At 49.1% G+C, this 26,873-nt stretch carries 24 protein-coding genes; 18 read left to right on the top strand and 6 right to left on the bottom strand.

The features are described from left to right. The first annotated feature begins 482 nt into the window (after positions 1-482). Positions 483-755 carry a hypothetical protein gene (locus QKW35_RS18195; protein ID WP_282355433.1) on the top strand — a complete coding sequence of 91 codons (273 nt, stop codon included), beginning with the start codon at positions 483-485 and terminating at the stop codon, positions 753-755. A 173-nt stretch (positions 756-928) separates the two neighbouring features. Next, a complete protein-coding gene (locus QKW35_RS18190) occupies positions 929-1,591 on the top strand; it encodes a winged helix-turn-helix transcriptional regulator (RefSeq protein WP_282355431.1) in 663 nt (220 codons plus the stop codon). A 137-nt stretch (positions 1,592-1,728) separates the two neighbouring features. Here the strand turns inward: QKW35_RS18190 and QKW35_RS18185 are convergent, their stop codons facing one another. From QKW35_RS18185 to QKW35_RS18170, 4 genes are read right to left on the bottom strand one after another with little or no spacing between them, the layout of a single operon-like run. After that, positions 1,729-2,073 (bottom strand): cation transporter, encoded by a 345-nt coding sequence (locus QKW35_RS18185; RefSeq protein WP_282355430.1) that lies wholly within the window; start codon positions 2,071-2,073, stop codon positions 1,729-1,731. A gap of 34 nt (positions 2,074-2,107) precedes the next feature. Next, a complete protein-coding gene (locus QKW35_RS18180) occupies positions 2,108-2,446 on the bottom strand; it encodes a DUF2933 domain-containing protein (protein ID WP_282355429.1) in 339 nt (112 codons plus the stop codon). Continuing rightward, positions 2,439-2,807: a cupredoxin domain-containing protein gene (locus tag QKW35_RS18175; RefSeq protein WP_282355428.1), complete on the bottom strand. Its 369-nt coding sequence runs from the start codon at positions 2,805-2,807 to the stop codon at positions 2,439-2,441. Before QKW35_RS18175 ends, QKW35_RS18180 begins: the two co-directional genes overlap by 8 nt. A 14-nt stretch (positions 2,808-2,821) precedes the next feature. Then, complete coding sequence (locus QKW35_RS18170; RefSeq protein WP_282355427.1) at positions 2,822-5,068, bottom strand: heavy metal translocating P-type ATPase; 2,247 nt, start codon at positions 5,066-5,068, stop codon at positions 2,822-2,824. 372 nt (positions 5,069-5,440) lie between these two features. Between QKW35_RS18170 and QKW35_RS18165 the strand changes: the two genes are divergently transcribed. The 6 genes from QKW35_RS18165 (at position 5,441) to QKW35_RS18140 (ending at position 14,860) form a co-directional block, all read left to right on the top strand. Further along, positions 5,441-6,649 (top strand): hypothetical protein, encoded by a 1,209-nt coding sequence (locus QKW35_RS18165; protein ID WP_282355426.1) that lies wholly within the window; start codon positions 5,441-5,443, stop codon positions 6,647-6,649. A 532-nt stretch (positions 6,650-7,181) separates the two neighbouring features. Further along, positions 7,182-8,399, top strand: coding sequence for a TolC family protein (locus QKW35_RS18160; protein ID WP_282355424.1), 1,218 nt, complete (start codon positions 7,182-7,184; stop codon positions 8,397-8,399). A gap of 31 nt (positions 8,400-8,430) precedes the next feature. Then, the gene (locus QKW35_RS18155; RefSeq protein ID WP_282355423.1) at positions 8,431-9,594 is read left to right on the top strand and encodes an efflux RND transporter periplasmic adaptor subunit; all 1,164 of its coding nucleotides are present in this window, start codon (positions 8,431-8,433) and stop codon (positions 9,592-9,594) included. A gap of 13 nt (positions 9,595-9,607) precedes the next feature. Then, positions 9,608-12,793, top strand: coding sequence for an efflux RND transporter permease subunit (locus tag QKW35_RS18150; protein WP_282355422.1), 3,186 nt, complete (start codon positions 9,608-9,610; stop codon positions 12,791-12,793). Positions 12,794-12,884: 91 nt separating this feature from the next. Further along, positions 12,885-13,553: a response regulator transcription factor gene (locus QKW35_RS18145; RefSeq protein ID WP_282355421.1), complete on the top strand. Its 669-nt coding sequence runs from the start codon at positions 12,885-12,887 to the stop codon at positions 13,551-13,553. After that, on the top strand, positions 13,550-14,860 hold the full coding sequence (locus tag QKW35_RS18140; RefSeq protein ID WP_282355420.1) for an ATP-binding protein: 1,311 nt from the start codon (positions 13,550-13,552) through the stop codon (positions 14,858-14,860). The genes QKW35_RS18145 and QKW35_RS18140 overlap by 4 nt, the downstream gene beginning before the upstream one ends. Before the next feature lie 148 nt (positions 14,861-15,008). Here the strand turns inward: QKW35_RS18140 and QKW35_RS18135 are convergent, their stop codons facing one another. Beyond that, entirely contained in the window at positions 15,009-15,623 is a 615-nt protein-coding gene (locus QKW35_RS18135) for an OmpW/AlkL family protein (RefSeq protein ID WP_282355419.1), read from the bottom strand. Positions 15,624-15,975: 352 nt separating this feature from the next. Further along, positions 15,976-16,146, bottom strand: coding sequence for a hypothetical protein (locus QKW35_RS18130; protein ID WP_282355418.1), 171 nt, complete (start codon positions 16,144-16,146; stop codon positions 15,976-15,978). Positions 16,147-16,423: 277 nt separating this feature from the next. On the opposite strand from QKW35_RS18130, the gene QKW35_RS18125 reads away from it, so the two are divergent. The 10 genes from QKW35_RS18125 (at position 16,424) to QKW35_RS18080 (ending at position 26,831) form a co-directional block, all read left to right on the top strand. After that, on the top strand, positions 16,424-17,401 hold the full coding sequence (locus QKW35_RS18125; protein WP_282355435.1) for a dihydrodipicolinate synthase family protein: 978 nt from the start codon (positions 16,424-16,426) through the stop codon (positions 17,399-17,401). A gap of 3 nt (positions 17,402-17,404) precedes the next feature. Next, complete coding sequence (locus QKW35_RS18120; protein WP_282355417.1) at positions 17,405-18,922, top strand: aldehyde dehydrogenase; 1,518 nt, start codon at positions 17,405-17,407, stop codon at positions 18,920-18,922. A gap of 181 nt (positions 18,923-19,103) precedes the next feature. Next, positions 19,104-20,453 (top strand): NAD(P)/FAD-dependent oxidoreductase, encoded by a 1,350-nt coding sequence (locus tag QKW35_RS18115; protein WP_282355416.1) that lies wholly within the window; start codon positions 19,104-19,106, stop codon positions 20,451-20,453. Between the two features lie 63 nt (positions 20,454-20,516). Next, a complete protein-coding gene (locus tag QKW35_RS18110) occupies positions 20,517-21,626 on the top strand; it encodes an FAD-binding oxidoreductase (protein WP_282355414.1) in 1,110 nt (369 codons plus the stop codon). A 123-nt stretch (positions 21,627-21,749) separates the two neighbouring features. After that, on the top strand, positions 21,750-22,469 hold the full coding sequence (locus QKW35_RS18105; protein WP_282355413.1) for an AzlC family ABC transporter permease: 720 nt from the start codon (positions 21,750-21,752) through the stop codon (positions 22,467-22,469). Beyond that, positions 22,469-22,795, top strand: coding sequence for an AzlD domain-containing protein (locus QKW35_RS18100; RefSeq protein ID WP_282355412.1), 327 nt, complete (start codon positions 22,469-22,471; stop codon positions 22,793-22,795). Before QKW35_RS18105 ends, QKW35_RS18100 begins: the two co-directional genes overlap by 1 nt. Before the next feature lie 23 nt (positions 22,796-22,818). Beyond that, the gene (locus QKW35_RS18095; RefSeq protein WP_282355409.1) at positions 22,819-23,757 is read left to right on the top strand and encodes a LysR substrate-binding domain-containing protein; all 939 of its coding nucleotides are present in this window, start codon (positions 22,819-22,821) and stop codon (positions 23,755-23,757) included. A gap of 104 nt (positions 23,758-23,861) precedes the next feature. Then, a complete protein-coding gene (locus QKW35_RS18090; protein WP_282355408.1) occupies positions 23,862-25,514 on the top strand; it encodes a nitrite/sulfite reductase in 1,653 nt (550 codons plus the stop codon). Next, on the top strand, positions 25,498-26,007 hold the full coding sequence (locus QKW35_RS18085) for a DUF934 domain-containing protein (protein ID WP_282355406.1): 510 nt from the start codon (positions 25,498-25,500) through the stop codon (positions 26,005-26,007). Before QKW35_RS18090 ends, QKW35_RS18085 begins: the two co-directional genes overlap by 17 nt. Then, positions 26,007-26,831 carry a hypothetical protein gene (locus QKW35_RS18080; RefSeq protein WP_282355405.1) on the top strand — a complete coding sequence of 275 codons (825 nt, stop codon included), beginning with the start codon at positions 26,007-26,009 and terminating at the stop codon, positions 26,829-26,831. The genes QKW35_RS18085 and QKW35_RS18080 overlap by 1 nt, the downstream gene beginning before the upstream one ends. Positions 26,832-26,873: the final 42 nt, after the last annotated feature.

Genomic DNA, 26,873 nt, shown 5'->3' with positions numbered 1-26,873 from the left:
GTAGCGTGATTTCTTCATTGTTAGCTCTCCGTATTGGCGTAGTGTACGCCGGAGAACTCTAAATGTGGATGCCGCTATTTTAGGGGAGGTTTACATAATCATTTCCATTCCCATAAAGTGGGGATCAGTTGTAGCAACCCCATTTTATGTTAATGAAGCGGTAGGGTTTTATGATGATGTTGAATACAGGAAATAGCTGACAGCAGTAATGCTTGAATCTAACTAATACATAGCAGATTCTATTAACGTTTAATATTCATCTGTAAAAATACAGACAACCTGAAGGGGTGAGGTCGTCTGTAAATGTAGAATTTATGCTGAACGTACTGTTCAGTTATCGCATCTGGGCTTCCTTCGACGGGTACTGAGGCTCCAGGGGGTGAGTACTATCATAATTCGAAGTAATTGGGTTACTTAGTGTCTGAGAGCCCACTTCCATTGACATATGTGCTTCTTTAGATGGTGGCAGAGGCTCCAGCCCTGTGAATGGTGCTGAATTATCGATATCTCCAGGTGTTCCTACCATCAGAGCTTCTTTGGACTGCGGCATAGGCTCCAATGCCGCGAACGGAGAGCTATCGAATCCGCCTGCATATGTATTTGCTGCCAAGATTGATGTAGATAGCACGATTACTTTGGATAGTGATTTCATAGCTTTTCCTCATTCACGTTGGTTGATGCGTATAGTGCATGTGGAAAATGATTTGAGAGTGAAAAACAAGCTGACACTTTGTAAAAGACAGTTTTATATTTAATTATTGGTCTGCTTGGTATGTGTTCATTTTTGAATCATTTTTATTGCCTAATGTTACTTTGCTATGTGCTCTGGTATTGAAGGTCGTAATTTATGCTTCAATATTTATTGGAGATAATTTGCTCCATTCATAAGGGTGTAGTGTTAGGTCTAGTTGAGTGAAGTGGTGGGAAAGTGAAGATAGTGTGGATAGAGTCAGACTCTGTTTTTCTTAATATTCATGCGAATAGACTTCGGGAGCTTGGATATGACCTTGAGGTAGTTAACTCCATATCGGAAGGATTAAGGGTAACGGAGAATTCCTTTTACTGCCTTGTTGTTTACGATCGTTCATTTGAGGAAGGGTGTGGTGTCGCAGATATTATGCCTTTGGTAGAACGCTGTATACCGCTTATTGAGGTGAGTGGTATTTACGAGCCTGGACAACACGTTTACCAAGTGCTGCCAGAAGAGCATTGTGTTTATTTGAAGCGCCCCGTGCAGGTAGATGAGTTTCTATATGCTATCCGCACGTTTCAAGGCGGCAGAGAGTCTTGGTTAACTCCCTACGAATACAAAATCGGTTTACTACAGCTTAATGAAAGGTGCAGGCAAGTTATTACAGGTGATGGTTCGGTGGTTGACCTGACTCTCAGCGAGATGAAGATACTAAGAACTTTAGCTTTTCAGCCAGATCGTGTATTCCCTACAAGTTATTTGCGTGATGTCGTAGGTAGTCGCTGCGGTGGTGTAGGTAATACCGTCCAGGTCCATGTAAGGAATATAAGACGAAAAATTGGAGCTCACTACATTCGTACCGTAAGAGGGAGTGGTTATTCATTTCATAGAATTCAATGAGAAAGATAAAAGGACTGCAGGTGTGGTGCTTTTAAGAACTTGGTGATATTGCCTATCTCCAGTCGCGAATAATCTAGGGATAGGCAATAATGTCTACTACCTTAACTGTTTGGGTGGTTGGTTTTTTAATTTTCTTGTCATGGCTTTTTATGGCAGCTCCAGGGTTCGTGCGCGTGGTTGTCTTTAATGTTTTGATCTACAAATCGATAGTAGCCTTCTTTGAAACGAGTCCATAAATCATCACTTATCTTAATATTGTGATTCATAATTATGGCTTCCAAACTGTCGATGCAGAGTCTTGATGCGTCATATGCTAGGTTGATAAAATTTGTAGATTCTTCATAGGTAACCTCATCAATTCCATACAGTTTATCTATTTCGTAAATTGCCGCGTTTATATCCGATCTGTCGGCTTGGTTGATTTTAAGGTGTCGTTTAACAAGATTTATTTCGGCTACACCTAAACGATGCTCCTTGGTCATGTAATATACCTCCCTTGTTCGGTCAATGTAATAATTATTTGTCAGATAAAGTGTTTTTCTCAGCTTCGTACCGTGCGGTTTTAAGGCCTTCGATGTACCCTTTTCGGTATGCCTCATTCTTCTGGCTTTCTTCTGAAAAATTTATAGCCTTATCTTCCTTGGATATTTCTGTATCACTTTCATTATGAGTATGTTGGGCATGCTCTCCGTGCATAAATAAATGCATTAGGGGGCATAGAAATAGAAATAAATATGGCAGAAAAGGAAAGATATGACCGAAGTGTTCAGATAGTAAGAAAAAACCCAATACCCCTATAAAAATTAAAGCGAATAGTCCTTTTGGAGAACGCCAAAATCCTGCGTGCTTACCCATTTTTTTTATCCTCCACAATAAGCTTGCCTTTATACATCTGCATTTGGCAGTTAAAGGAATAGCTACCTGTATCAAGTGAGTCCAAAGTTATTGATTTCGTTTTATCTAGCGGGAGTTCTTCACTAAGCTCAAGGGCATCAAACTGCACCACTGAGGAGCATGCTGAGCGATCCTTTCTTAAAAAAATTAGTGTGATTTTTTCGCCTTCGTGCATTCTTATTAGAGCTGGCTCATAGACTCCGTTTTCAACCTTGATTATTACCTCGCCACTTGCAGTGTCAGGTGTTTTTACTTTATATAGCCAAAACCACCATACGACGACAACAATTAGTACTAGGCCTATTAGGTTCACGATTATCATTATTTCCTCTCTATTTAGTGCTCAGCTGCTTTAAAAAAACGTAGACGATTGGCATTGCTTACGACCGTTAGAGATGAGAACGCCATTGCAGCACCAGCAATGACGGGGCTAAGCAATAGTCCGAAAAACGGATATAACACGCCTGCCGCAAACGGTATTCCTGCAATGTTGTAAATAAAGGCGCCAAAAAGGTTTTGTTTAATATTGCGCAAGGTGGCTTTGCTGACGGCTATGGCATCGGCGAGGCCGTGTAATGATCCTCTTATCAAGGTAATGTCAGCACTTTCAATGGCAACATCGGTGCCTGTTCCGATTGCAAATCCCACGTTGGCTTTTGCTAATGCTGGGGCATCATTAATTCCATCGCCAGTCATGCCGACGATTTCTCCTTGAGCCTGCAATTCGGTTACCTTGTTTGATTTGTCCTCTGGTAAAACTTCGGCAAAGTATTCGGTGATGCCGACTTTTTTAGCGACGGCTGCTGCTGTAGCCCGGTTATCGCCGGTAAGCATAACGACGCGGATACCATTAGTTTGCAAACGTTTAATTGCGGCAATTGAGTCGCTTTTTACTGGGTCTGCTACCGAAACAATACCGGCTAGAATGCCATCCACCGACAAGTACATGGGAGTTTTGGCTTCAGCTGCCATCCTTTGTGCTTCGTTAACGTAGCTCTCGATCGTTACCGATTGCTCGCGCATCAGTTTCTCATTACCGAATAGCAATGTTTTGTTATCAACTGTCCCTTTCACACCACGTCCGGTGATTGAATGGAAGTCGCGTACAAGGCCTAGTGGAATGTCCTTTGACTTGGCTGACGCAACTATAGATAGAGCCAAGGGGTGTTCTGAGCCTGTCTCGAGACTTGCGGCCAGACGTAGGATGTCATTCTTGTTCCAGTCCTGAGTACCGATTATTTCGGTAACCTCGGGGTTTCCTTCTGTGATTGTTCCCGTTTTATCAAGAATCATTGCAGTAATTTTTGATGCTGTTTGCAGTGCTTCGCCGTTTCGGATCAAGACGCCAGATTCGGCAGCCTTCCCAACACCAACCATAACTGACATAGGTGTGGCCAAGCCCAGTGCGCAAGGACAGGCAATAATTAATACCGTTGTGGCTGAAACTATGGCAAAAGCAATGGCAGGTTCAGGTCCAAAGTTCAGCCAGGCCAAAGCACTCAGGATGGCTACAATCATGACCACAGGCACAAAGTAGCCAGAGATTACATCAGCCAATCGGCCGATGGAGGGTTTTGAATTTTGGGCGCGCTTGACCATTTCGATTATGCGTGAGAGCGCGGTGTTTGTACCTACACGGGTTGCGCGGAATAAAAAGGTTCCTGATTTATTGATAGTTCCGGCAACGACCTCATCACCTATCTGTTTTTCTACAGGCATGGGTTCACCGGTTAACATGGATTCATCTACGGCTGTAGAGCCATCAGTGACGATACCGTCGACGGGGATTTTTTCGCCAGGGCGAACGCGCACTAGGTCTTCGAGTTCAACAGCTTCAATGGGGATATCAACTTCGTCGCTCTCGCGTATTACTCTGGCGGTTTTGGGGCGTAATCCGATAAGGCGTTTGATCGCCGCTGATGTCCGCCCTCTGGCTTTGATCTCCAAAGCGAGACCCAGATTAATCAGGCCGATAATCATTGCGGTGGCTTCAAAGTAAACATGGCGTGCCATCGCGGGTATCAGATCCGGAATGAACACAACCGTCATGGAGTAAATCCATGCAGTGCCTGTGCCTAATGCGATCAATGTATCCATATTGGCACTATGGTTGAGAAAGGACTTCCAAGCTCCAACATAGAAGTGTTTTCCGGCGAAGTACATGATTCCCAAAGTAAGCAGGCCAATTATCAGCCAAGCAGAGCGTTGGAGGTTTGTTGAAACCGTCATCTCTCCGATGAATAAGCCATAGACCATCAAGGGGGTGCCCAATGACAAGGCAATTACAGCCTCTTTCATTAAGCGTTTATAGTAGGTGGTATCTGCATGTTCTTGTTCAGTAAGAACATCGTGTTTATTCGGGTCTGCCACATGCCCGGTATAACCAATGCTTTCGAGTGCGTTAAGTAGATGATCATCGTTGGGTGTACCGGTAATTACGACGATCTTTTGCGCAAAATTCATCGAAACATGGTCTACGCCAGGAACGTTGGATAAAGTCCGTTCGATTTTTTCGACGCAGCTTGAACAAGCTGCGTTTTCAATAATTAATAGTTTTTGTAATGCTGAGTTTTCATCGCTCATGCTGAATGACCGTTATGTTTTGGTGGTTACATGAAGGCATTAACTTCAAATTGTTTATTAGGTTAAACCTTCCATAGGGTGGAACGTCAAGAGCGATTTATGTTGAGGTGTTTTTAGTCATGTTAAGTCGCTTTTGGTCAACGAAAATGAAACGTAAATGAAAACATTAAGATAGTCTTAGTATTTGTTTGTGGTTTTTGTTGTCTGTGTCCTTTTTTATTGAATTGTTCATCGCTTCATAAATAATTTGTGTGGATTCACTTGTTGAGTGTGGGGTGACCTCCCTTCTTCATCCCGCACTTTTTTTGAATCGCTTACAAGTTTTTGCTGTTATTCAGCATCCTTAATCCACCAATTTTTTGAGTGTGAATTATGAAAAATAAGACAATGATTTCGACGGCAGCGCTAATAGGTGCTTCTGCATTTGGTATGTCTCAAACGGTTCTGGCTGGTGACTACGAACATCTGCAAGAGCAGGTTACTTCTATGAAGGCAGAAATTGAGAAAATGCAATCCCAGCAGGGTAAAGGGACTGTTTCGACTCACTCAGATAAGGTGAGATTGGAGGTTTCCGGTCACGTCAATCGTGCGATTCAGGGAGTTGATGATGGTTCCGACACCTATCTCAACTCGGTTGATAACGATAATTCGTCTACTCGCGTTCGATTTATTGCGGAGTCTGATTTGAGCAGTGAGTTGGTTATGGGCGGAGCGTTAGAAGTTCAGCTTGAGTCAAACAGCACGTACAAAATTAATCAGCTGAATGAAGAAAGCGGCGATGGAACCGCGACGTTTACTGAGCGTCGTGCAGAAATTTATTTTGACCACGAACGTTTCGGCAAATTGTGGTTAGGGCAGGGATGGGCTGCAAGTGACAATGTTTCTGAGCTTGATTTGTCGGGTACCTTCCTAGCCAATGGTGCGTACGCCGGGGGCGGTGCAGGTCTGCTTTTCAGAAACGCGGATGGTTCTCTAGACTCCACTACTTTGTACAGTCTGACTAGCGATTTAGATGGTTTGGGCCGTAACGATCGTATTCGGTATGACACTCCCGAGGTTGGCGGCTTCTCTTTCGCCACGAGTGCAGTGCAGGGCGGCGCCTGGGATATCGCGGGGCGTTATGGATATGAGGATGATGGAATGCATCTGATGGCTGCACTGGCATACTCAGACTCTTCTCGAAAAGAAGATTCGGATATCGATTCCCGCGTAAATGGCTCTGTTGCTGTTCTGTTTGATAGTGGATGGAATGGCTTGGTGTCATTTGGTGCAGATGATTTGAAGTCCACCGGAACTCGGGCCGCTAACGGCGCAGATCCTTCAAACCTCTACACAAAAATCGGATACCGTACGACGTTAAACGACATGGGACTTACTTCATTCTCCGTGGACTATCGTTTGAGTGAAGAGCAGCAGCGAGCTGATGAAGAAGTCAAAGGATACGGTTTTCAAGTTGCCCAGCAAATTCGCGATTTCAAAGCGGATGTGTATTTCGGGGTGAATCAATACGAGCGTACTGCGCCTGGCAAAAACTTCGATGATATTACCGTAGCATTGGTTGGTGCTCGTATTAGATTTTAATAGCTGGATGCAGCGCTAGGGGGGATCTATAGCGATCGGGTTTGGGCTTCCTATGCTGTTGTTTAAGTGGTTAGGCGTTATGTTCGCTTTCTGTGATGCGGCGAACCGGGTTTATCTTTAGTGAGTGTGTCCTTGTCACTTGATTAGGAATTCCTGCTTTTACGTCTCTGCTTGACCAGGTAAAGCCGACTGGATAGTTTCAGTCGGCTTTTTTTTCAATATGGCTATTTATTTCGGTTAGTACTTATATGGTACGTCCTGTTCCGGGAGGGGAGTTTAAGAAGAGATTGTGTTTATCATTTTAGACTCATTTACACCGTTTATATTTGAGTTTGGTGGGTTTTAGATGCTTCAGTGTCCTTCTTGTTGATGTGAAAACCAGAGTGTCTTGGTTCTGATTTGTTGAATGTCAACGGTTTAAATCAGAAGTTATATTCAAGGTGTGCATATGCCTTTGTAAGCCCCCCAAAAAAATTGTCATTAAATTAGGGTGTCAGTTTGTTTGGAGCTGAGCTTGTTGAAAGGGTGTTAGATGAGAAAAGAAACAACCACAAAAAATATACTGGCAGGTAGTATTTTACTTTCTTTGTTAGCGTTGAGTACTTCAGTATCAGCTGCACAGTGGTCTGAATCACTGTTGGGTCAGCTACAGAAACATCCGCGATGGAAAGTTACGGATACTGAGGTAAACGCCGCGATCAAAGACCAGGTGGCGGCATCTCAACCATTGTATAACCCAGAATTGGAGTTGAGTTACGAAGACACATCGGAACGCGCGTATCAGATTGGTGTTTCTCAACAACTTGATCGAAGTGACAAAGGTCTGGTTCTTAGTCAAATTGGAGCGGTAAATGCAGACATTGCTCGTTTTGAGCAAATGAAAAAGCGTAATGAGTTGGCAGCGAAAGCGCTGATAGGGATGGTAAGCCTTCGTCGAGCGAATGAGGTACTTCTACTCGCCAGTAATCAGCAAAAAATTACACAAAACTTAGTAAATATTGCAGAAGAGCGCCTACGGGTTGGGGATATTGGTGCCCTGGATGTTCAGTTAGCACGCTTGGCATCAACTGATTCAACCAAATCATTGGTTGAAGCTCAAACAGAAAGGGATCGAACTCGCTTGGAGTTATCGACAATCTTGGGCGAAAGCAATGTGGCACTGCCTAACTACTTTGCCTACATGCAGCTGCCAGAGCCGGACTTTGAAGAACTGTTACAGCAAGAACCCGAGGTGCTTATTGCTGAAGCACAATCCAGGAAAGCGTTGCTTGATGTACGTAAGGCTGAGAAAGAAACCAAAGCCGATCCCTCTATTGGTATCGGTCTAGGGCGAGATGGCAATGACAATGTAGTGGCGCTGACCTTTAGCATGCCCCTATTTGTGCGTAACACATACAGTGCAGAAGTAGATGCGGCAAGGATGCGTGGTGAATCTGCGGACAAGCGACTACAGGATGTAAAAGCGCGAAAAGTCGCTGACATGACAAGTAGTTGGCGTGCATATAAACGTTATGACAAACAAATGCGTGCATTCCAGTCTGGCAGTCATGACAGTATGTCACGTTTAAATCGTCAGCTCGAAAAGCTTTGGCGCTTAGGTGAGCTGACCACCACTGCCTACCTCCAGAACTTGCAACAGACTAATGCCTCTCTTTTTGCCGAAATTGAGATTGAAGCACAAGCCGATTTGAACTTTGTCGAATGGTTGCGCAGTAGTAACCAAGTTTTAACGTGGCTCCAAAATCAGTAATACATCCCACAATTTCGAAGATGAGTAACTTATGAACGAAAAGAAAATTCAGAGTGTTCTGTTATCCCTTTTTCTGATGGGAGGCTGCACTGCAGTGTATGCCGGTGCTGTGGATGAACATAGTGATACGTTGGAGCTGTCTTTAGTTGAAACCCAGGATCATGATGATGTTGAGGCTGAAGATGGTGTAATTCACATTTCGCCTCAACAGCGCGAAATGATTGGATTGAAGGTTGAGCGAGTCTCGTTAAAGGATATGGCACAGACGTTGCGGGTGCCTGGTGAAGTTACTTTCAATGCCTACCGAAGTAGCGTTATTTCTCCCCGCTCCGACGTTCGAGTGGTTAAGCGCCATGTGATGCTTGGTGACCACGTTAAAGAGGGTGCGCCTCTGATTACGTTATTTTCAAAAGAGTTGGCCGAGAGATTATCAGAGCTGCGTGTCGCTGAGAAAGAGTGGGAGCTAGTAAATAAGATGGGACGAAAATTGGCAGGGAAACAGCGGTTTGTTGCCACTAAATCAGCCTTTTTACAGGCGAAAGCGCAAGTTAAGTCTTTCGGTTTGAGTGAGACTGAAATACAGCAGCAGCTGAATAATTCCCATTCAGAAAGTCTGGGGGAATTCGCTTTGCGCGCGCCTCATGATGGTGTGGTCCAGCGGGACGATTTTTTGGTCGGGCAGCAGTTGGCAGCTGGTGATCAACTGATTGTTTTAGTGGATGAGCAAGAAATATGGGTAGAAGCACAGGTATCCCCTAACCATCCGATTAACAGCCCGGTGGGTACAGCTGTACAACTTCAAATAGGTAACGGTGCTTATACCGGTTCTTTACAGCAGGTAGCACATACGATTGATGAAATGACTCGAACGCGGATGGTGCGAATTACTGTCGACAATAGTAACCACGCACTACATCCGGGGCAGTTCGCCCAAGTCGATGTCCCCACCCGGGAAACGAAACCACAGCTTGTGCTTCCTGAGTCAGCTTTTACGCGTACGCCAGACGGTGATTGGGGAGTATTTGTTGAACAGCAGCCTGGCGAGTACAAGCTTCAGGAGGTAGAGGTGATCAGAGATTTACGTGGCCAGCGTATCGTAGACGGTATCAAGGCTGGTACGCCTGTTGTGGTGGCAGGTACCTTCTTCCTATCTTCGGAACAGTCCAAATCCGGCTTCGATATTCATAACCACTAATAGGAGGACAGGCATGCTGAATAAGGTTATCGGGTGGTCGGTCACAAACCGGATTCTTATATTGATCGCTGTTATCGTTGCCTTGGTGGGTAGTGTCTTTTTGATTCCTCGGTTGAATCTGGATGCGTTTCCTGATGTAACAAATGTACAGGTGTCTGTGAACGCGGAGGCACCGGGATTGGCCGCAGAAGAGGTAGAGCAACTGATCACCTTTCCTATCGAGTCGGTAATGTACTCAATGCCAGATGTGGAAGCGGTGAGATCCATCTCAAAAACGGGCCTAGCAGGTGTAACTGTTGTTTTTAAGGAAGGTACTGATATCTACTTTGCGCGGCAACAGGTATTTGAGCAATTGCAGGCGGCGAAAGAGATGATCCCTGACGGTGTTGGCATTCCAGAAATGGGACCTAATACCTCAGGACTTGGGCAGATTTATCAATACTTCCTTAAAGCTGAGCCAGAGAGTCCATACGATGTAATGCAATTGAGAAGTTTGAACGATTGGGTTGTTAAGCTGCTTTTAATGCCGGTGGAGGGGGTGACTGATGTACTCTCTTTTGGCGGTGAGGTGCGGCAATATCAGGTAAATGTAGATGCAGAGAAGCTGTTGGCATATGGGGTTAGCGTTGATGACTTGGTTGTTGCCCTGGAAGAAAACAACCGCAATGCCGGCGGTTGGTACCTGGATCGCGCGGGCGAGCAACTCGTCGTGCGTGGTGTGGGGTGGTTGCGTAGTAATGCTTCAGGCCTGGAAGATATCGCATCGGTTCCGCTGAAAGAGGTGGATGGCACTCTGGTTCGCATCGTTGATCTGGCAAAGGTTGAGTATGGTGTAGAGATTCGCCAAGGTGCTGTCACAATGTCCCGAAAGACTGAAAACGGAGAGATTCAGAATCTGGGAGAAGTTGTGACGGGTATTGTGCTTAAACGCATGGGTAGTAATACCAACACGACTATTAATGAAATCGAGCAACGCATCGAATTGATTAACCGTGCATTGCCGGATGGGGTGACTTTCGAGGCGTACTATGATCAGGCTGATCTGGTAAAAAAGGCGATCAGTACGGTGGTCACAGCGCTTGTTCAAGCGTTCATCTTCATTGTGATTGTTTTGGCCCTTTTTCTTCTGAACGTGCGCGCGACGACATTGGTATTGTTGTCCATACCACTTTCTGTCGGGCTGGCTTTGGCCGTTATGGCTTATTACGGAATGTCAGCGAACTTGATGTCTCTGGGCGGCTTGGCAATAGCTATCGGAATGATGGTAGATGGCGCGGTCGTGATGATGGAAAACATCTTCAAACATTTGTCTCGACCAGATCGACGTCACGAAGGGCATACGGCACCAGGTGCTGAAGATCCGTTTGATGCACAGCATGACACCCACGGTATTGCGTTGCGTATCAAAATCGCAGCGACTGAAGTTGCGCGGCCGGTGTTTTTTGCTGTGATGATCATTGTGGTGGTGTTTGCGCCATTGTTCACATTGCAAGGAGTCGAAGGGAAGTTATTCCAGCCTATGGCTATCACTATCATCATTGCGATGTTGGCTGCGCTGCTGGTGGCTTTGGTGGTTGTGCCTGCGTTGGCAAGCTTGGTTTTTCGCACGGGTATCCGTGAGAAAGAGAGTTTTATCCTGAAGCCGATTGATCGAGCTTATCGAGCCGTGCTGTCTGTTGCGATGAATAATCGAAAGGCTGTCGTAATAGCTGCTTTGGCGGGCTTTATCAGTTCTGCTGCGCTCATCCCGAAACTTGGAAGCGAATTTGTGCCGGAGTTGGAAGAGGGAACGATAAATCTGCGCGTTACCTTAGCTCCCTCGGCAAATATGAGTTCAGCGCTAGCTGTTGCACCGCGTTTGGAAAGGGAGCTTTTGAGTTTTCCAGAAGTGACCTATGCCTTGAGTCGTATAGGTCGAGCCGAGTTAGGCGGAGACCCAGAGCCAGTATCGAATATAGAAATTTATATTGGTCTGAAGCCAAAAGAAGAATGGACTTCTGCATCAACCCGGCAGGAGCTGCAGTCTTTGATGCAGGAGCGGATGAATGTTCATCCGGGTTTGCTGTTTACATTCTCTCAGCCGATCGCTACCCGTGTGGATGAGCTTCTTTCTGGTGTTAAAGCACAATTGGCAATCAAGTTGTTTGGTAGTGATCTGGATACACTCGCAGCTAAAGCGCGTGAAATTGAGGCGGCCGTCAAGCAGGTTCCTGGAGCTGCTGATGTTTCTATGGAGCAGGTCGAGGGCGAGGCTCAGTTAGTAGTGCGTCCTAATCGCGAAAGTCTCTTCCGATATGGCCTTGCTGTCTCTGATGTGATGGATTTGGTCGAAACCGGTATTGGGGGCACAAGTGCAGGTCAAGTTATCAATGGAAATGAGCGTTATGATATTTATATTCGCTTGCAATCAGATCAGCGCAGCAACATTGCGGCTATTCGAGATCTGCGAATGCAGTCGGTAAATGGGGCTCGTGTCCGGTTGGGGGATGTCGCTCAAGTGACAATAGAAGAGGGGCCACCTCAGATTCGCCGCGATGATGTTCAGCGTCGTGTGGTGATACAGGCAAACGTGTCAGGCCGAGACATGGGCAGTGTAGTAGCGGACATTTACAAAAAAATCGAAGACGATGTGGAATTACCCGCCGGTTATACTGTCGACATTGGTGGTCAGTTCGAGAACCAGCAGCGGGCCCAGGCCCGGTTGATGATAGTCGTTCCATTATCCATCGCACTGATTGGATTGTTGCTCTACTTCTCGTTCGCATCTTTGGGACAGGCAGCATTGGTCTTGCTGAACTTGCCATTGGCGCTGATTGGTGGAATTGTCGCGCTGTTTATTTCCGGTCAATACCTATCGGTACCGAGCTCTATCGGTTTTATTACCTTGTTCGGTGTAGCGGTGTTGAACGGCGTAGTTATGGTCGAAAGTATCAATCTACGAGTACAGGATGGTGAGAAATTGCAGCAGGCGATCTTTGAGGGAGCGTGTTCCCGTCTGCGTCCTGTTCTGATGACCGCGTTAACCTCAGCGTTGGGCCTGCTTCCGATCTTGATGTCTAACGATATTGGATCCGAGATCCAAAAACCTCTGGCAACGGTAGTCGTGGGTGGACTGATTTCGTCAACATTACTGACCATGTTGGTGTTGCCAACTTTGTATAGCGCATTTTCACGCTTTAAATACCAAGCAGAGCAATAATCGAACAATGGATGTGAGGCCGTGGGCTGATGAATGCGTTCGTTAGGCCACGGCTTCTTGTTGTAACAACGCAAGAGAAGGAAAAGCAATCGTGAGATTGTTATTGGTAGAAGATGATCCGCAGTTAGCGGAACAATTGAGTGTCAATCTCCATTCGGCAGGTTATATCGTTGATGTCAGCAGAACAGCTTCTGATGCAGATTATAAGATGAACGAGATCCGCTACGACATCGCAATACTTGATCTTGGTTTGCCGGATCGCAATGGTATTGAAGTACTGACCGGCTGGCGTGGTATCCACAATCACACACCAGTATTGGTATTAACGGCGCGCAGTGAATGGGAGGAGAAGGTATCTGCATTTCGAGCGGGTGCTGACGATTATCTGTGCAAGCCATTTCATCGAGGAGAGTTGGAAGCTCGGCTAGAGGCGTTGCTGCGTCGAAGCCAACCGCACCGATGCCCGCAGTTGGAAGTAGGCGGTGTGAGACTAGAACCCGAAATGCAACAAGCGGTTATTGTCTCTACCGGCGAAAGCCTGACACTTACGTCTACAGAATACCGTTTATTACAGCATTTTATGCGCAGCTCTGGGAGGATCATCAGTCGGCAGCAGTTGTTAGATCATTTGTATCAGTTTGATCATGAGCCAGAGAGTAATATCGTAGAAAGCTATATTCGTCGTTTGAGGTTAAAGCTTGGTAAGGGAGCCATCGTTAACAAACGCTTTCAAGGTTATATCTTTAGAGGGGTGGAATGATTTCTATAGAACGGTCGCTACTTAAGCGTATTTTTATTATGGCGCTTGTTCTAATATCGCTCAGCACCTTTCTGCATCAATGGTGGTTTAGTAGTGTGTGGCTGAATATTCATCAGGGTCAGTTAGTTCGTGAAGCGGAGGCACTGAAAAAACATCTCAATGAGGAACAAATGGATAAGGTTTCTAGTGTTAAAATTTCACTTCCGAACCACAGCTCACATATTTATATAGTAACTCAACGGAATAAGGTATGGAGCTCTGCTCCTGACGTTGTTCGGTCCATGCCTCTGAGAGCCTGGCAGAATACGGCTGGTTATTTTGAGTACACTGGAAGCGAAGGAAAAAAATTCTTGGGGTTAGTTGACATTCTCGATGACGAATTTTCAATTATTGTGATAGAGGATATCTCATTTTCGTCGTTGGAGTTAACAAAAGGGCATCGATACCTTTTAGCGATTTCTTTAGTTGCGGTTATTTTTCTAATGTATCTGCAAAGAATACTGATAGTAAATGCTTTCTCCCACCTCAATCTGCTTATCAAGGAGGTTAATATGATGCAGCGAGGTGATGCTCCCAGATTAAAGAGTAGCTCGATTAAGGAACTAGAGCCTTTGGTCGGTGCAATCAATCAGTTGCTGGGTTTTTTGGAACACAAGTCACGTCGTAATCGTCATGCTATTGGTAACTTATCACACGCTATGAAGACGCCTCTTGCTGTTATACGCCAGGTAGCCGAGCGAGATGATAATGGCCTGATCAATAGTGATCGGGATTTACTTCTACAGCAAGCAGAACAGCTGTCATTGATTGTAGAAAGAGAATTAAAGCGGGCGCGAATTTCTGGACCAGGGAGTAAGTCTCAGGTATTTTCAGTGGAGCACGTTATTCAGGATCTTTCCGGAACAATCAAGATGATCTACCCGCAAAAGCCCATATTTGTAGAGGTGGATTGTGCTACCAATGTTGTTTTTCCCGGAGATCGTTCGGACTTTATCGAGTTGATGGGAAATCTGTTAGACAATGCAGGGAAGTGGTGTAAGAGTACGATTTCCGTGACGGCGAAATCCAGTGAGAGTTTCCTCTTGATCGATATTGTTGATGATGGTCCAGGAAGCGGTCTGGATGACCCGAGCCATCTGCTTCAGCGTGGTGTTAGAGCTGATGAATCAGAGCAAGGACACGGTCTTGGGTTGAGTATTGTTGTGGATATTGTGGATCAATATGGTGGTAGGGTGGATCTATCAAACGATGATAAGTTGGGTGGGTTGAGAGTTTCCTTGATGATTCCCTATAGGCAGGGTCATTAATCGAATATGATGTTGGAAGTTGTGTGTAACAAGTCCCTGTCTTTTTTGGGTGTCGCTGTGGCTTAGCTAGAATCATACGCTAAAACTGAATGTGACGCAGCGAGTGCATTGACTCGCTGCGTTTAGGTTTTAATTAACCTCTCGTTTATTAAAACTTATAACCCAATCCGACCATGTACACCCATGGGTCAATTGACACTGTTCCAATGTCCGAACCATTAAGCGTGGTATCTGAATCGATGTCTATATACCAAACCGCAGCGTTTAACAGGACATTTTTGGATATTGCATAATCGATGCCTGCTTGCGCAGACAGTCCAAGTGAATCGTCGAGTTTAAGTCCCCCAAGCGTGCTTTTTTCAGAAAAGAAGGTTGTGTAGTTTATGCCGACTCCCAAATATGGTTGCAGCGTTGAAGATGCTTCCAACGGGAAGTATTGGAGAGAGAGTGTTGGTGGAAGCTGTTTGGTTTCGCCGATTTTAGCGCCATTGGCCATAATGTCATGTTTGAATGGTGTAGCTGCAAGAAGCTCCAACCCCATGTTGTCGCTTAACATATAAGATGCGGTAATACCTAATTGCTCGTTATTACCCAAACCACCGTTTATTGAATCCAAGGTGCTCCCGGATTCCATTGTCTCATTTGGCTGCACCGATATAATGCCAGTACGAACTACGATGTCACCTGATTCGTATGCGAAACTACTGAGCGGCGTGGTGATAAAAGCGATTCCGAGAATTGTAGGTTTTAGTAGGCTTTTCATGGTTTGATCCCTTTTGAGTGGTTGTTGATCAATGTATGAGGTATTTAAACATCAACGTATTTTAAGAATGTTGATTTGAGTTCATGTGTTTTTTGAATTTTTATTTAAGGTTTGGTTAGGTGTTGTGGGTCAAAAAATAATGGTTATTCGGCAAATATTCATTTTCAATTAACTTTTGTGTGTAAGTGAAATTTTTTTGGAGATATATTTAAAGCGCAATGAGGTGATTTGTTTTTATTTGAAGGGAAGTTTTTGAAGTAAAGTGTTGGTTTTGTCGGGTTGTTTTCAGCGGGGAACGGATGGTTATCTGCCCCCAAGGGGCAGATAACCCACTAACGTTAATTAAATGGATTTAGTCATTACCTCTTTGATCCAGTTGTCGCCATTCCGGGGTAAAACGCATTACCCGTGAATCCCAATCGTCATCATAGTCGTGTGATGGACGTATAGGGTCTGCAGATACACTACCTACGACCACCAACGCGGCAATCACTCCTAGTAGGGATTTGCTGATCAGATTCATTTTTTTCTCCTCTTCAAGATGAACCGTCACTATAGGAATAATGGTTGAATCGAGGATGAAATTTCATCTAATCAATGTTGTGGAGTCACCTTGATTAAGGAGTACGGCGCAGCGCTTACTTGGCGGGTTTTTCCATAACCTGACGTTATGTTTTGCGCGAAAAAAAGGTTGATTGTGGGCTATCGGATCGCCTCGTTACCATTGTGTGAAGCTCGGATAACACATCGAAGAGATCAAAATCCGATCCCAAAGAACAATGATAACTAAGGTGAAACAGATGCACTTCGAAGGGATATATACCCCGGTGATCACCCCGTTTGGGGAAGATTACTCAATCGATTTCGATGCTTACGCTGCCCACGTACAGTTCCTGCTGGACTCTGGTGTACACGGTCTGATGATCGGTGGTACCACGGGTGAATATTACGTAGAAAGCCACGAAGAGCGTGTAGAACTGCTGAAAGTCGCACGTGAAGTGGTGGGTGACAACATCCAGATTATTTTTGGTACAGGTTCCGTTAACCCGGATGCCTCTATCAAGCTGGCAGAAGACGGCGCGAAAAACGGCGCTGATGTCCTGCTGGTGGCAACACCGCCTTACTCTCTGCCAACACAGCGCGAGTTGGCACTGCATGCACTGGCGGTTGATCGCGCAGCGAATCTGCCGATCATGCTGTACAACTATCCGGATCGCATGGGCGTGAACATGGAAGAGGAATTCCTCGACCGCGTGGGCCGCTCCGCTAACTTCTGCGGTATCAAAGAGAGCTCCGGCGATATCAACCGCCTGCACATGCTGGCGCGCGACTACCCGCACATTCAGGTGTCCTGTGGCATGGACGACCAGGCGCTGGAATTCTTCGCCTGGGGTGCAAAGAGCTGGGTCTGTGCCGGTTCCAACTTCCTGCCTAAGGAACACATCGCACTCTACAAAGCGTGTGTACAGAACAATGACTTCCGTACTGGTCGTCGCATCATGTCTGCAATGATGCCCCTGATGCGTGTCCTGGAGCAGGGCGGCAAGTTCATCCAGAGCGTTAAGTACGGTGTGACCCTGGACGGCCGTTTCTCCGGCGAAGTACGCAAACCGCTGCGTGGCCTGAACAAAGACGAAAAACGCGCAATGGCTCAGGTGGTGAAAACCCTGAAGACCACCATCGCTTCTATCGAAGCGGAAGCACCGGCGCAGTTTGTTGAGTCGATTAAAGCCAGCATCAGTGAAGTAGAAGTAACCAGCAACGAGGCGGGGGAATAAGCCATGTCTGATCTGTTAACCCTGGAAGAGTACAAGGCAATCGCCGCTGAATTGACTCCACCTGCGATGAGCTTTGTTGACGGTGGTTACCGTCCATCCGTTTCCGGTAACACCTTCGAGACCGTTAATCCGGCGACAAACGAAGTACTGGCCAACGTTGCGGCATGTAATGCAGAAGACGTTGACTTCGCGGTAGCCAAAGCACGTGAAGCGTTTGAAGACGGTCGCTGGAGCAAGCTGCATCCGGGTGAGCGTAAAGAAGTGCTGATCAAGCTGTGCAAGCTGGTGAAGCGTAACAGCCGTGAACTGGCAGTACTGGAAAGTCTCGACTCCGGTAAGCCGATCGCAGACTGTGAAAACATCGATATCCCCGAGTTCATCCACACACTGACCTGGCACGCGGAAGCGATCGATAAGATCTACGACCAGACTGCTCCTGTGGGCTCAGATGCAATCGCCATGGTTGTACGCGAGCCGGTTGGTGTTGTGGGTGCCGTCCTGCCTTGGAACTTCCCGCTGCTGATGCTGGCGTGGAAGATCGCTCCGGCACTGGCGGCTGGCTGTTCCATGGTTGTGAAACCGGCCGAACAGACGTCACTGACTGCACTGCGCATTGCTGAATTGGCTGCTGAAGCCGGTTTGCCGCGTGGCGTACTGAACATCGTAACCGGCGGTGGCGCTGAAGTGGGTGAGCCACTGGGTATGCACATGGACGTGGATATGGTGACCTTCACCGGTTCAACCGTAACCGGCCGTCGCTTCCTGCGTTACGCAGCGGATTCCAACCTGAAAAAGGTAGTTCTTGAGCTGGGTGGTAAGAACCCATGCATCGTACTGGATGACGCGGAAGACCTGGACAAGGTTGCCGAGCAGGTATGTGCAGCAGCGTTCTGGAACATGGGCGAAAACTGCTCCGCCGGTTCCCGCCTGATCGTACAGGAAGGTGTCAAAGACGCGCTGCTGGAACGTATCCAGGCACATGCCCGTGACTGGAAAGTGGGTGACCCGCTGGATCCAAACAACGCGCTGGGCGCGATGATCGACAAAGGTCACTTCGCTAAAGTGTCCAGCTACCTCGATGAAGGCAAATCTGCCGGTCACGATCTGGTACTGGGTGGCGAAACTATGGATGGCATCTTCATCCAGCCAACCATCTTCGACGGTGTAAACAACAGCGATAAGCTGGCGCAGGAAGAGATCTTTGGTCCGGTTCTGTCCGTGATCACCGTATCCAGCTACGACGAAGCGATCGCTGTAGCCAACGACACCGAGTACGGTCTGGCAGCCTCTGTGTTCACCGCTAACGCTAAGAAAGCGTTGCGCGCTGCACAGGCAGTACGGGCGGGTACCGTAACCGTTAACTGCTTCGGTGAAGGTGACATCACGACGCCATTTGGCGGCTACAAACAGTCCGGTTTCGGTGGACGTGACAACTCCATTCACGCCCACGACCAGTACACCGAACTGAAGACGATCTGGGTTGATCTGAGCGACGATGCCGTAGACGGCTGCCTCGACTGATCGCACTGATCTTCTTAATCCGGAGCCTGTGACCCGCTTCTATCGTCCGCGACTAGCTTCTCGGATGTGGTCCAGGCTCTCCTTAAAGCGTTATCTCCAACAGGAGAGGGCCACCCCTGTGTCTCGGCTCAGGGCGGCCTGCGCCTGAAGGACAGCATTTTGGTCCGGATGGGAACAAAGCATGAGCAAAAAAATAATAACAGTTAAGCGCTTACCAAAAGATCCTGGCCCTGCTGCCTGGAACCGAATTTTGACGCCTGCACCGGAATATCCAGCATTGGCTGGCAGCGTGCAGGCAGACTGGGTGGTTATTGGTGGCGGATTCACCGGTCTTGCAGCCGCGCGACGGCTGGCACAGCTGACCGGCAACGACAGTATCGTTGTGCTGGAAGCGGGCCGACTTGCAGATGGACCTGCCGGACGTAACAGCGGTTTTATGATCGACCTGCCGCACGAGCTGAATTCTGAAACCTACGCGGGTGCACACGACCACGATCTGCAGCAGATCCGTCTGAACCGTGCTGCCATTGCCTTCGCGGCTGAGATGGCCGAAGAGTACGGCATGGGACGCAAAGTCTTCGATCCATGCGGCAAAGTGACCGCTGCAGGTTCTGATAAGGGTATCGCCCATATCGAAAGTTACCGCAAACACCTGGACGCACTGGGTGAACTCTACGAATTGCGAAGTGCGCTGGACATGAAAGATTGGACCGGTAGCGATTTCTACCGCCAAGGCCTGTATACGCCGGGCGCAGTGATGATCCAGCCGGCGGCGTTTGTCCGCCAGGCCGCACGGGGCTTAAGCGACCGTGTGTCGATCTATGAAAACAGCCCGGTGGTTGAGATGGCGTTGGGTAGCGATCACCTCCTAACGACGCCAAAAGGACAGATCCGTACCAAAGGGGTGATCCTCGCGGTGAACGGCCATGTACAGTCATTTGGTTTCTTCCCGCGTCAGTTGCTGCACGTATTCACCTTTGCATCGATGACCCGTGCACTGACGCCAAGTGAAGTAAATCGCCTGGGTGGTGCGGACGATTGGGGTATCTTGCCTGCTGATCCGATGGGGACCACCGTGCGTCGTTCATCCAATTTGATGGGCAGTGGCGACCGTATTGTGATCCGTAACCATGCCACGCTCAACCAGTCGATAGAAGCCAACGAGAGCAACTTGCGACGTGCAGCGAAACTGCAGGATCGCTCGTTTGCCAACCGTTTCCCAATGCTGAAAGGTGTCGAGATGGAACACCGCTGGGGAGGACGTTTGTGTCTTTCCTGGAATTCCATGCCCGCGTTTGGCGAAGTGGAAAACCGGGTGTGGTCTGCCTGCTGCCAGAACGGTCTGGGCACGGTTAAGGGCACGCTGTCCGGCATGATGGCGGCCGAACAGGCGGTGTTGGGCAGCTCCGAAATGCTGACCGAATTCCTCGACCATCAGCAGCCTAAGTTATTGCCACCAGAGCCATTTTTGTCATTAGGGGCTAATATGACAATGCGCTGGAAAGAGTGGCAAGCCGGTATCGAATTATAGGGCCTGTCAATGCTAAACAAGAATAATGAACCCACAGGTCTTGTACCTGACCGGGAGAGGCTGATGAGCGAATTTAACACCTCTGACTTTATGAATCCGATGCTGACCCAGACCTGGACCAACGGTCGTCATCTGGTCCGCTGTGTAAAAGTCATTGCTGAAACCCACGACGTAACCACGTTTACCTTCGGCATGAGCCAGCCGGTGCTGTTCTTCTTCAAACCGGGGCAGTTTGTCACACTGGAGCTGGAGATTGATGGTGAGCGTGTGATGCGTTCCTACACTATCTCCAGTTCCCCTTCGATCCCGTACAGCTTCTCCATCACCGTGAAGCGTGTGCCGGGTGGGAAGGTGTCTAATTGGCTGCACGACAACCTGAAATCCGGTGACCAGATTGCGGTACACGGCCCAGTGGGTCAGTTTAACTGCATGGATTTCCCGGCCGACAAGGTGCTGCTGTTATCCGGTGGTGTCGGTATCACGCCAGTGATGTCGATGGCACGCTGGTGGTTCGATACCGATTCCGAAGTGGACATGGTGTTCGCCCACAGTGCACGCACGCCGAACGACATTATCTACGCCAAAGAGCTGGAGTATATGTCGACCCGTATTGATAACTTCCAGATGCACCTGATCTGTGAGCGCAACGAGATCGGGCAGGCGTGGGGTGGTTATCGCGGCTATATGAATCTGCATATGCTGAGCCTGATCGCGCCTGACTTTATGGAGCGAGAGGTGTTCTGCTGTGGTCCTGAGCCGTATATGGAAGCGGTGCGTAACATGCTGCGGGACGCCGGTTACGACATGGACCGCTACCACGAAGAGTCCTTCGGTGAAACGCCGGCCAAAGATGTTAAGCAGGCTGAGAAGCATGCCGATGAGGCCGAGCTGGAAGAGCAGCAGCCAAAAGAAACCGTGCAGATCTCGTTTGCCGATAGCGATGCCACAGCGGCAGTCGAAGTGGGTGTCACGCTGAATGAAGCCGCAGCAGAGGCGGGCGTAAACATCGCCAAAGCCTGTGGTGTTGGTATCTGTGGTGCGTGTCGTGTGAAGGTCGTGAGCGGTGATGTGGAGATGGCCCACAACGGCGGTATCACCGAAGAAGAGATCGAAGCAGGGTACGTGCTCTCTTGCTGCACCCAAGTTAAGGGTGACGTACAGATCGAAACTTAAACCCAAGTTCTTTTTGAGCCCTCCTAAGGTTCATAGCACTCTTTGCAGGGTCCCTTCCCAGGTCCCCTGCTTTTTTAGTTTGGGCGCAATAAACCAAAGGAACGGGTTGTCGGAGGTAGGTGGATGCAATTCAGTGCATATCGAGCAGAATTCTGGCAGGGCGTGCGTGACCTGCTGCCGCTGGTATCCGGCGTGTTGCCCTTTGGCTTGATCGCCGGTGCCAACGGTGTGGCATTGGGGATGAGTCCTGAAACCATCATGGGTATGACGGTGCTGTTCTTTGCCGGTTCTGCGCAACTGGCTGCCTACCAACTCATCCAGGAAAACGCGCCGTTTGTGATTATCCTCGTCACCGCGGTGGTCGTGAACCTGCGCTTTGCCATCTACAGTGCCACTTTTGCACCGCTACTCGCGCCGATGAAGCGAATCAAACGCTGGCCACTGGCCTATATGCTCTCCGACCAGGTGTATGGGTTGTGCTCGGTCCCCGCGCAGCAGCAACGCTCGGACGGTGAGCGGCTCTGGTACCTTATCGGCGTAGCAACCTCCATGTGGCTGAGTTGGGTACTGTCAGTGGTCGCCGGGATCGCATTGGGCGCCAGTATTCCGTCCGAGTGGTCGTTGGAGTTCACCATTCCTCTCGCCTTTCTGGCGATGTTGGTGTCCACGATTACCCGTCCGATTTTGCTGTTCGTCGCGGTCGTATCTGGCCTGAGTGCGGTGTTGTTTCAGATGCTGCCGTATAACAGCGGGTTTATCGTTGCGGTTGCCGCAGGTGTGAGTGCCGGATTGCTGCTACCTAGACTGTTGGGCCGTCCGGTCAAACCGCAGGAGGGGCGCTGATGGATACGGTTACGCTCTGGTTGCTCTTTTTCGCGGTGGGTCTAGGCACCTTTCTGGTGCGAGTCTCCTTTATCGAACTGCATGGCGCGACCCGAGAACTACTGGATCGCAGCAAAGACATTTTAATGCTGCTACCGCCGGCAATTTTGGCGGCGCTCTGTATCCCCGCGATTCTGTTTACCCGTCCCGCGACCGAATACCAGCTGGATATTGCCCAGGTGATGGCTGCACTGGTGTGTATTCTGATTGCTAAGTTTAGCCGCAGCGTATTCTGGCCGGTGGTGGGTGGGATGATCTGCCTCTGGTTACTGCGCTGGTTGCAGTAACTAACTGACGAAAAGAGGCTGGTATGGAACAAAAACCGATCTTCCTGCCTCCGCTAAATGCGCTACGCACCTTTGAAGCGGCAGCACGCCTTTGCAGTTTTAAGGATGCAGCGGATGAGTTGTGCGTCACACAGGCAGCGGTCAGCCGTCAGATCAGGTATCTGGAAGAGTCACTAAAAACTGATCTGTTCCTGCGGTCACACAGGCGGGTGGAGCTCACCGAAGCAGGGCGAAAGCTCTACGCCACCGTACATCGAAGTCTGATCGATATTGCTGAAACCAGCCGCGAAATTCATCACAGTTCAGGTCCAGCCCACCTCAATCTGCATGTGACCAGCTCCTTTGCCCAGCTTTGGCTGGTGCCCCGATTGAACGCGCTTCGCAGTCTGTATCCTGGTATACATCTCAATCTCGTTAGCGTGGATGAAAACCCACTGGTCGCGGATAAGTTTGATGCCGCGATCACGTTGGGGTTGGAAGAAGATGCGGGTTACCAATCCGAGTTCCTGTTCGCCGAGGAGATCTTTCCGGTGTGCACACCTGCATTTCGAGATGCCCACCCTGAAGTCAACACGTTGCAGGGGCTCATACAGCATCCGTTGCTGGATCTCGATCCTCAGTTCTGGAGAGCACGCTGGTGGTCGCCCGTAGATTGGAACTTCTGGCTGCGGCAGTGTGGTGTTGATGCCTCACCGGTTAAAGCCGAGATGACCTTCAGCCACTTTCCGATGTTGCTGGATGCGGTGTTGCAGGATGTTGGTGTAGGACTGGGGTGGCGACACCTGGTTCAGGATCGGTTGGACGATGGCCGCTTGATTCGACCGGTACGCGATAGCTACCCAGCGCCAGCGCGTGGGCACTACTTTGTGTGTCGAAACGATCTGGCTCAGCTACCTGCAATGCAGATGTTGCGCAGTTGGGTGCTGGAGCAAACCGCTGTGCTTCGGAACGAACACTCCTGATTTCTATCTGTGCTCCTATTTATTAAAAAATTGTACCTGTACCCGTTTGGGCGGAACCCTTACCGTGTGAGCTATTACAACAAATAGCGTGAGTCCTTTCCTCGATGTACAGATATGATGAGCTTGATCATCAGGTTGTCCGCAACCGAGTTTTACAGTTCAGTAACCAGATGGCGCGCTACCTCAAGGGTGAGATCAGTGAGGAGGCGTTTCTGCCTCTGCGTCTTCAGAATGGCTTGTATGTACAAAAACATGCGCCGATGCTGAGGGTTGCCATCCCTTACGGCATGCTGTCGTCAAACCAGTTAAGGATGCTGGCCCGTATCTGTCGGGATCACGACAAGGACTACTGTCATATCACCACGCGCCAGAATGTGCAGTTCAACTGGGTGCAGCTGCACGAGGTGCCAGAGATCCTGAACCTGTTGGCCAGTGTGGAGATGCACAGCATCCAGACCAGCGGTAACTGCATTCGTAACACCACCTCCGATCCGCTGGCAGGTGTGTGTAATGACGAAGTGGCGGATCCAAGACCGTACTGCGAAATCATCCGTCAGTGGTCATCCCTTCATCCCGAGTTTGCCTTCCTGCCGCGTAAGTTCAAGATCGCCGTGATTGGCGCAGACGAGGACCGAGCGTCGGTCCGCTTGCACGATATTGGCCTTCAACTGGTGCGTGACGACAGTGACGCGCTTGGTTTTAAGGTCTGGGTGGGCGGCGGCTTAGGCCGCACGCCGATGCTTGCGCAGGTGGTGCGCGAGTACCTGCCGCAGGAACAGTTGCTGGGGTATCTGAAGGCTATTTTGCGTGTTTATAACCGTTATGGCCGCCGCGATAACAAGTACAAAGCACGTATTAAAATCCTGGTGGGCAGTTTGGGTATCGAGGCCTTTACCCTGCAGGTGGAAGCGGAATATCAGAAGAACTACCGCGACGATACGCTGCTGACGACAGAAGAAATCGACTACGCGAAGTCGTTTTTCAGCGCACCGGAGTATGCGCCGCTGATTGCTGAAACTGCTGCTAAACCCGCGCAGGGCTCCGCCTACGGTCGTTGGCTGGAGCGCAATGTGAAGCAACACAAAGTACCGGGCTACCGGATTGTGACGATCTCGCTCAAGCATAAGAACCAAGCACCCGGTGACATCACAACTCACCAACTGGAGCAGATTGCAGACTTGGCGCAGCAGTACTCCTTTGGCGAAGTCCGGTCCACCCAGCAGCAGAATCTGTTGCTGACCGATGTGAAGAGTTCGGATCTCTATGCGCTCTGGAAACAGCTGGACGCGCTGGACCTCGCTACGCCAACCGCAGGCACATTGATCGACACCGTCTGCTGTCCGGGCGGGGATTTCTGCAACCTGGCCAATGCTCGTTCGCTGCCTATCAACGAGGCGATCCTGCAGCGCTTTGGCGATCTGCAGCAGCTCTACAACCTGGGCGATATTAGCTTGCGTATTTCCGGCTGTATTAACGCTTGTGCGCATCACCATATCGCCAACATCGGTATTCTGGGTGTCGATAAAAACGGTGAAGAGTTTTACCAGATAACTCTGGGAGGTGAGACGGGCCAGCGCTCTGCCGTTGGCAAGGTTCTGGGGCCATCGTTGCCAATGGAGCGGGTCGCCAGTGCGGTCGAAAAGATCATTGATGTTTACGTAGAACACCGCGCGGATAAGAACGACAGCTTTGCCGCTGTTTACGCGCGCTTAGGTAAAGCCCCGTTTAAGGAACGCGTTTATGCCTCACATTCTTAAAAATGGTTCTGTGCAGCTTGATAACTGGCTAATGGTGGCGGAAGAAGCCGCTGAACCGAACTCTCTTACCCAAGGCCAGTTGATTCTACCGATTGAGCAATGGCTCAAGCTGCAGCCTGATTTCGAAGGGCTTGAACACACGCCTGGCTTCTGGCTGGATGCGGGGCAGGTGACCGACGAGATGGAAGTGGTGATCAATGCCGCGCCTGTCGTGGCGATCCGCTTTACCAGCTTCACCGATGGCACCGGGTTCTCCGATGCCTCGCTCGTGAGGGAAACCTTTGGTTTCACGGGTGAACTGCGAGCGACCGGGGCTTTGCTGCCCGACCAGGTGCCATACCTGCTGCGTTGTGGGTTTGATGCGATTGTACTCTCAGAACAGAAAGATCTGGAACAGGCGCTTCAGCTGCTCAGCCTCAGCGCTGAGAGCTATCAGGGCAGTGTGACTTCACCGCGAACACCGTTCCATCGACGCACGCAGAAGCTAAGCTGATGGAGATCATCCGTAGCACTCAGGCACTGAGTGATGACGTACGGAATGAGATTCTGTTTCGTGGGGATTTGGTGGTGTTTTGCCAGATCCCAGCGCTGCAGGCACTACAGGGTTTGTTAGATCGGTTGGTTCGGCAAACCCTGGGGGATTGGTTTGAGGATGTTGATGTGTACTCAAGTGACTTCAGTGCACGGATGGCAGCGTTGCAACAGCGGTTTAATGTAATGCCTCAAACACGGGAGTTGTTTGCCCACGCCCTTGCACAGAGTGGAATGGATGTTACGCGTAATTTTGCGGATAAGTTGTTCCTGCGGTGCGTTCCGCCTACGGAAAATTCGCAGGCGCAGTTTAGAGGCAGTATCGGCTATCACCGGGACACATGGGGCAGTAATATCCAGCAGCAGATCAACTGGTGGACGCCGCTGTATCCCATCTCGGAAGCGAATACCTTGGTTTTATATCCTGACTATTGGAGCAAGCCTGTCGCCAACACGACTGCAGAGTGGTCGTTCGAAGCGTTTCGTGAAGCCCGCCGCTTGGCGCGATCCCAATCCTCAGATGCCCAGATCGATTACCCTTACGCCCCAGAAGCGAAAGAGGCGATCAACAGTGACAACGGTATTCCGATCCTAATCGAACCGGGTGATCTGCTCTGTTTCTCCAGTGCTCACCTTCATGGCAGCAGCCCTGAACCACGCTCAGGGTTCCGCTTTAATCTGGAAATGCGCTCATATGGAGCTAAGGGCAAACCAGGTGTGACGCCGCCCGAAAATATCGATAACGCCCAGAGCGAACCGAACTACCACTGGTTTAAGCCGTTATAAAAGGCAGCGACATGTTTTCTCATGCCTCGCAGTTACTTAGCC

Origin of the sequence: Pontibacterium granulatum, assembly GCF_029961155.1 — a bacterium.
GTDB lineage: Bacteria > Pseudomonadota > Gammaproteobacteria > Pseudomonadales > Balneatricaceae > Pontibacterium > Pontibacterium granulatum.
Note: the sequence above shows the minus strand (reverse complement) of the source record. Positions and strands in the feature narration are given on the sequence as shown.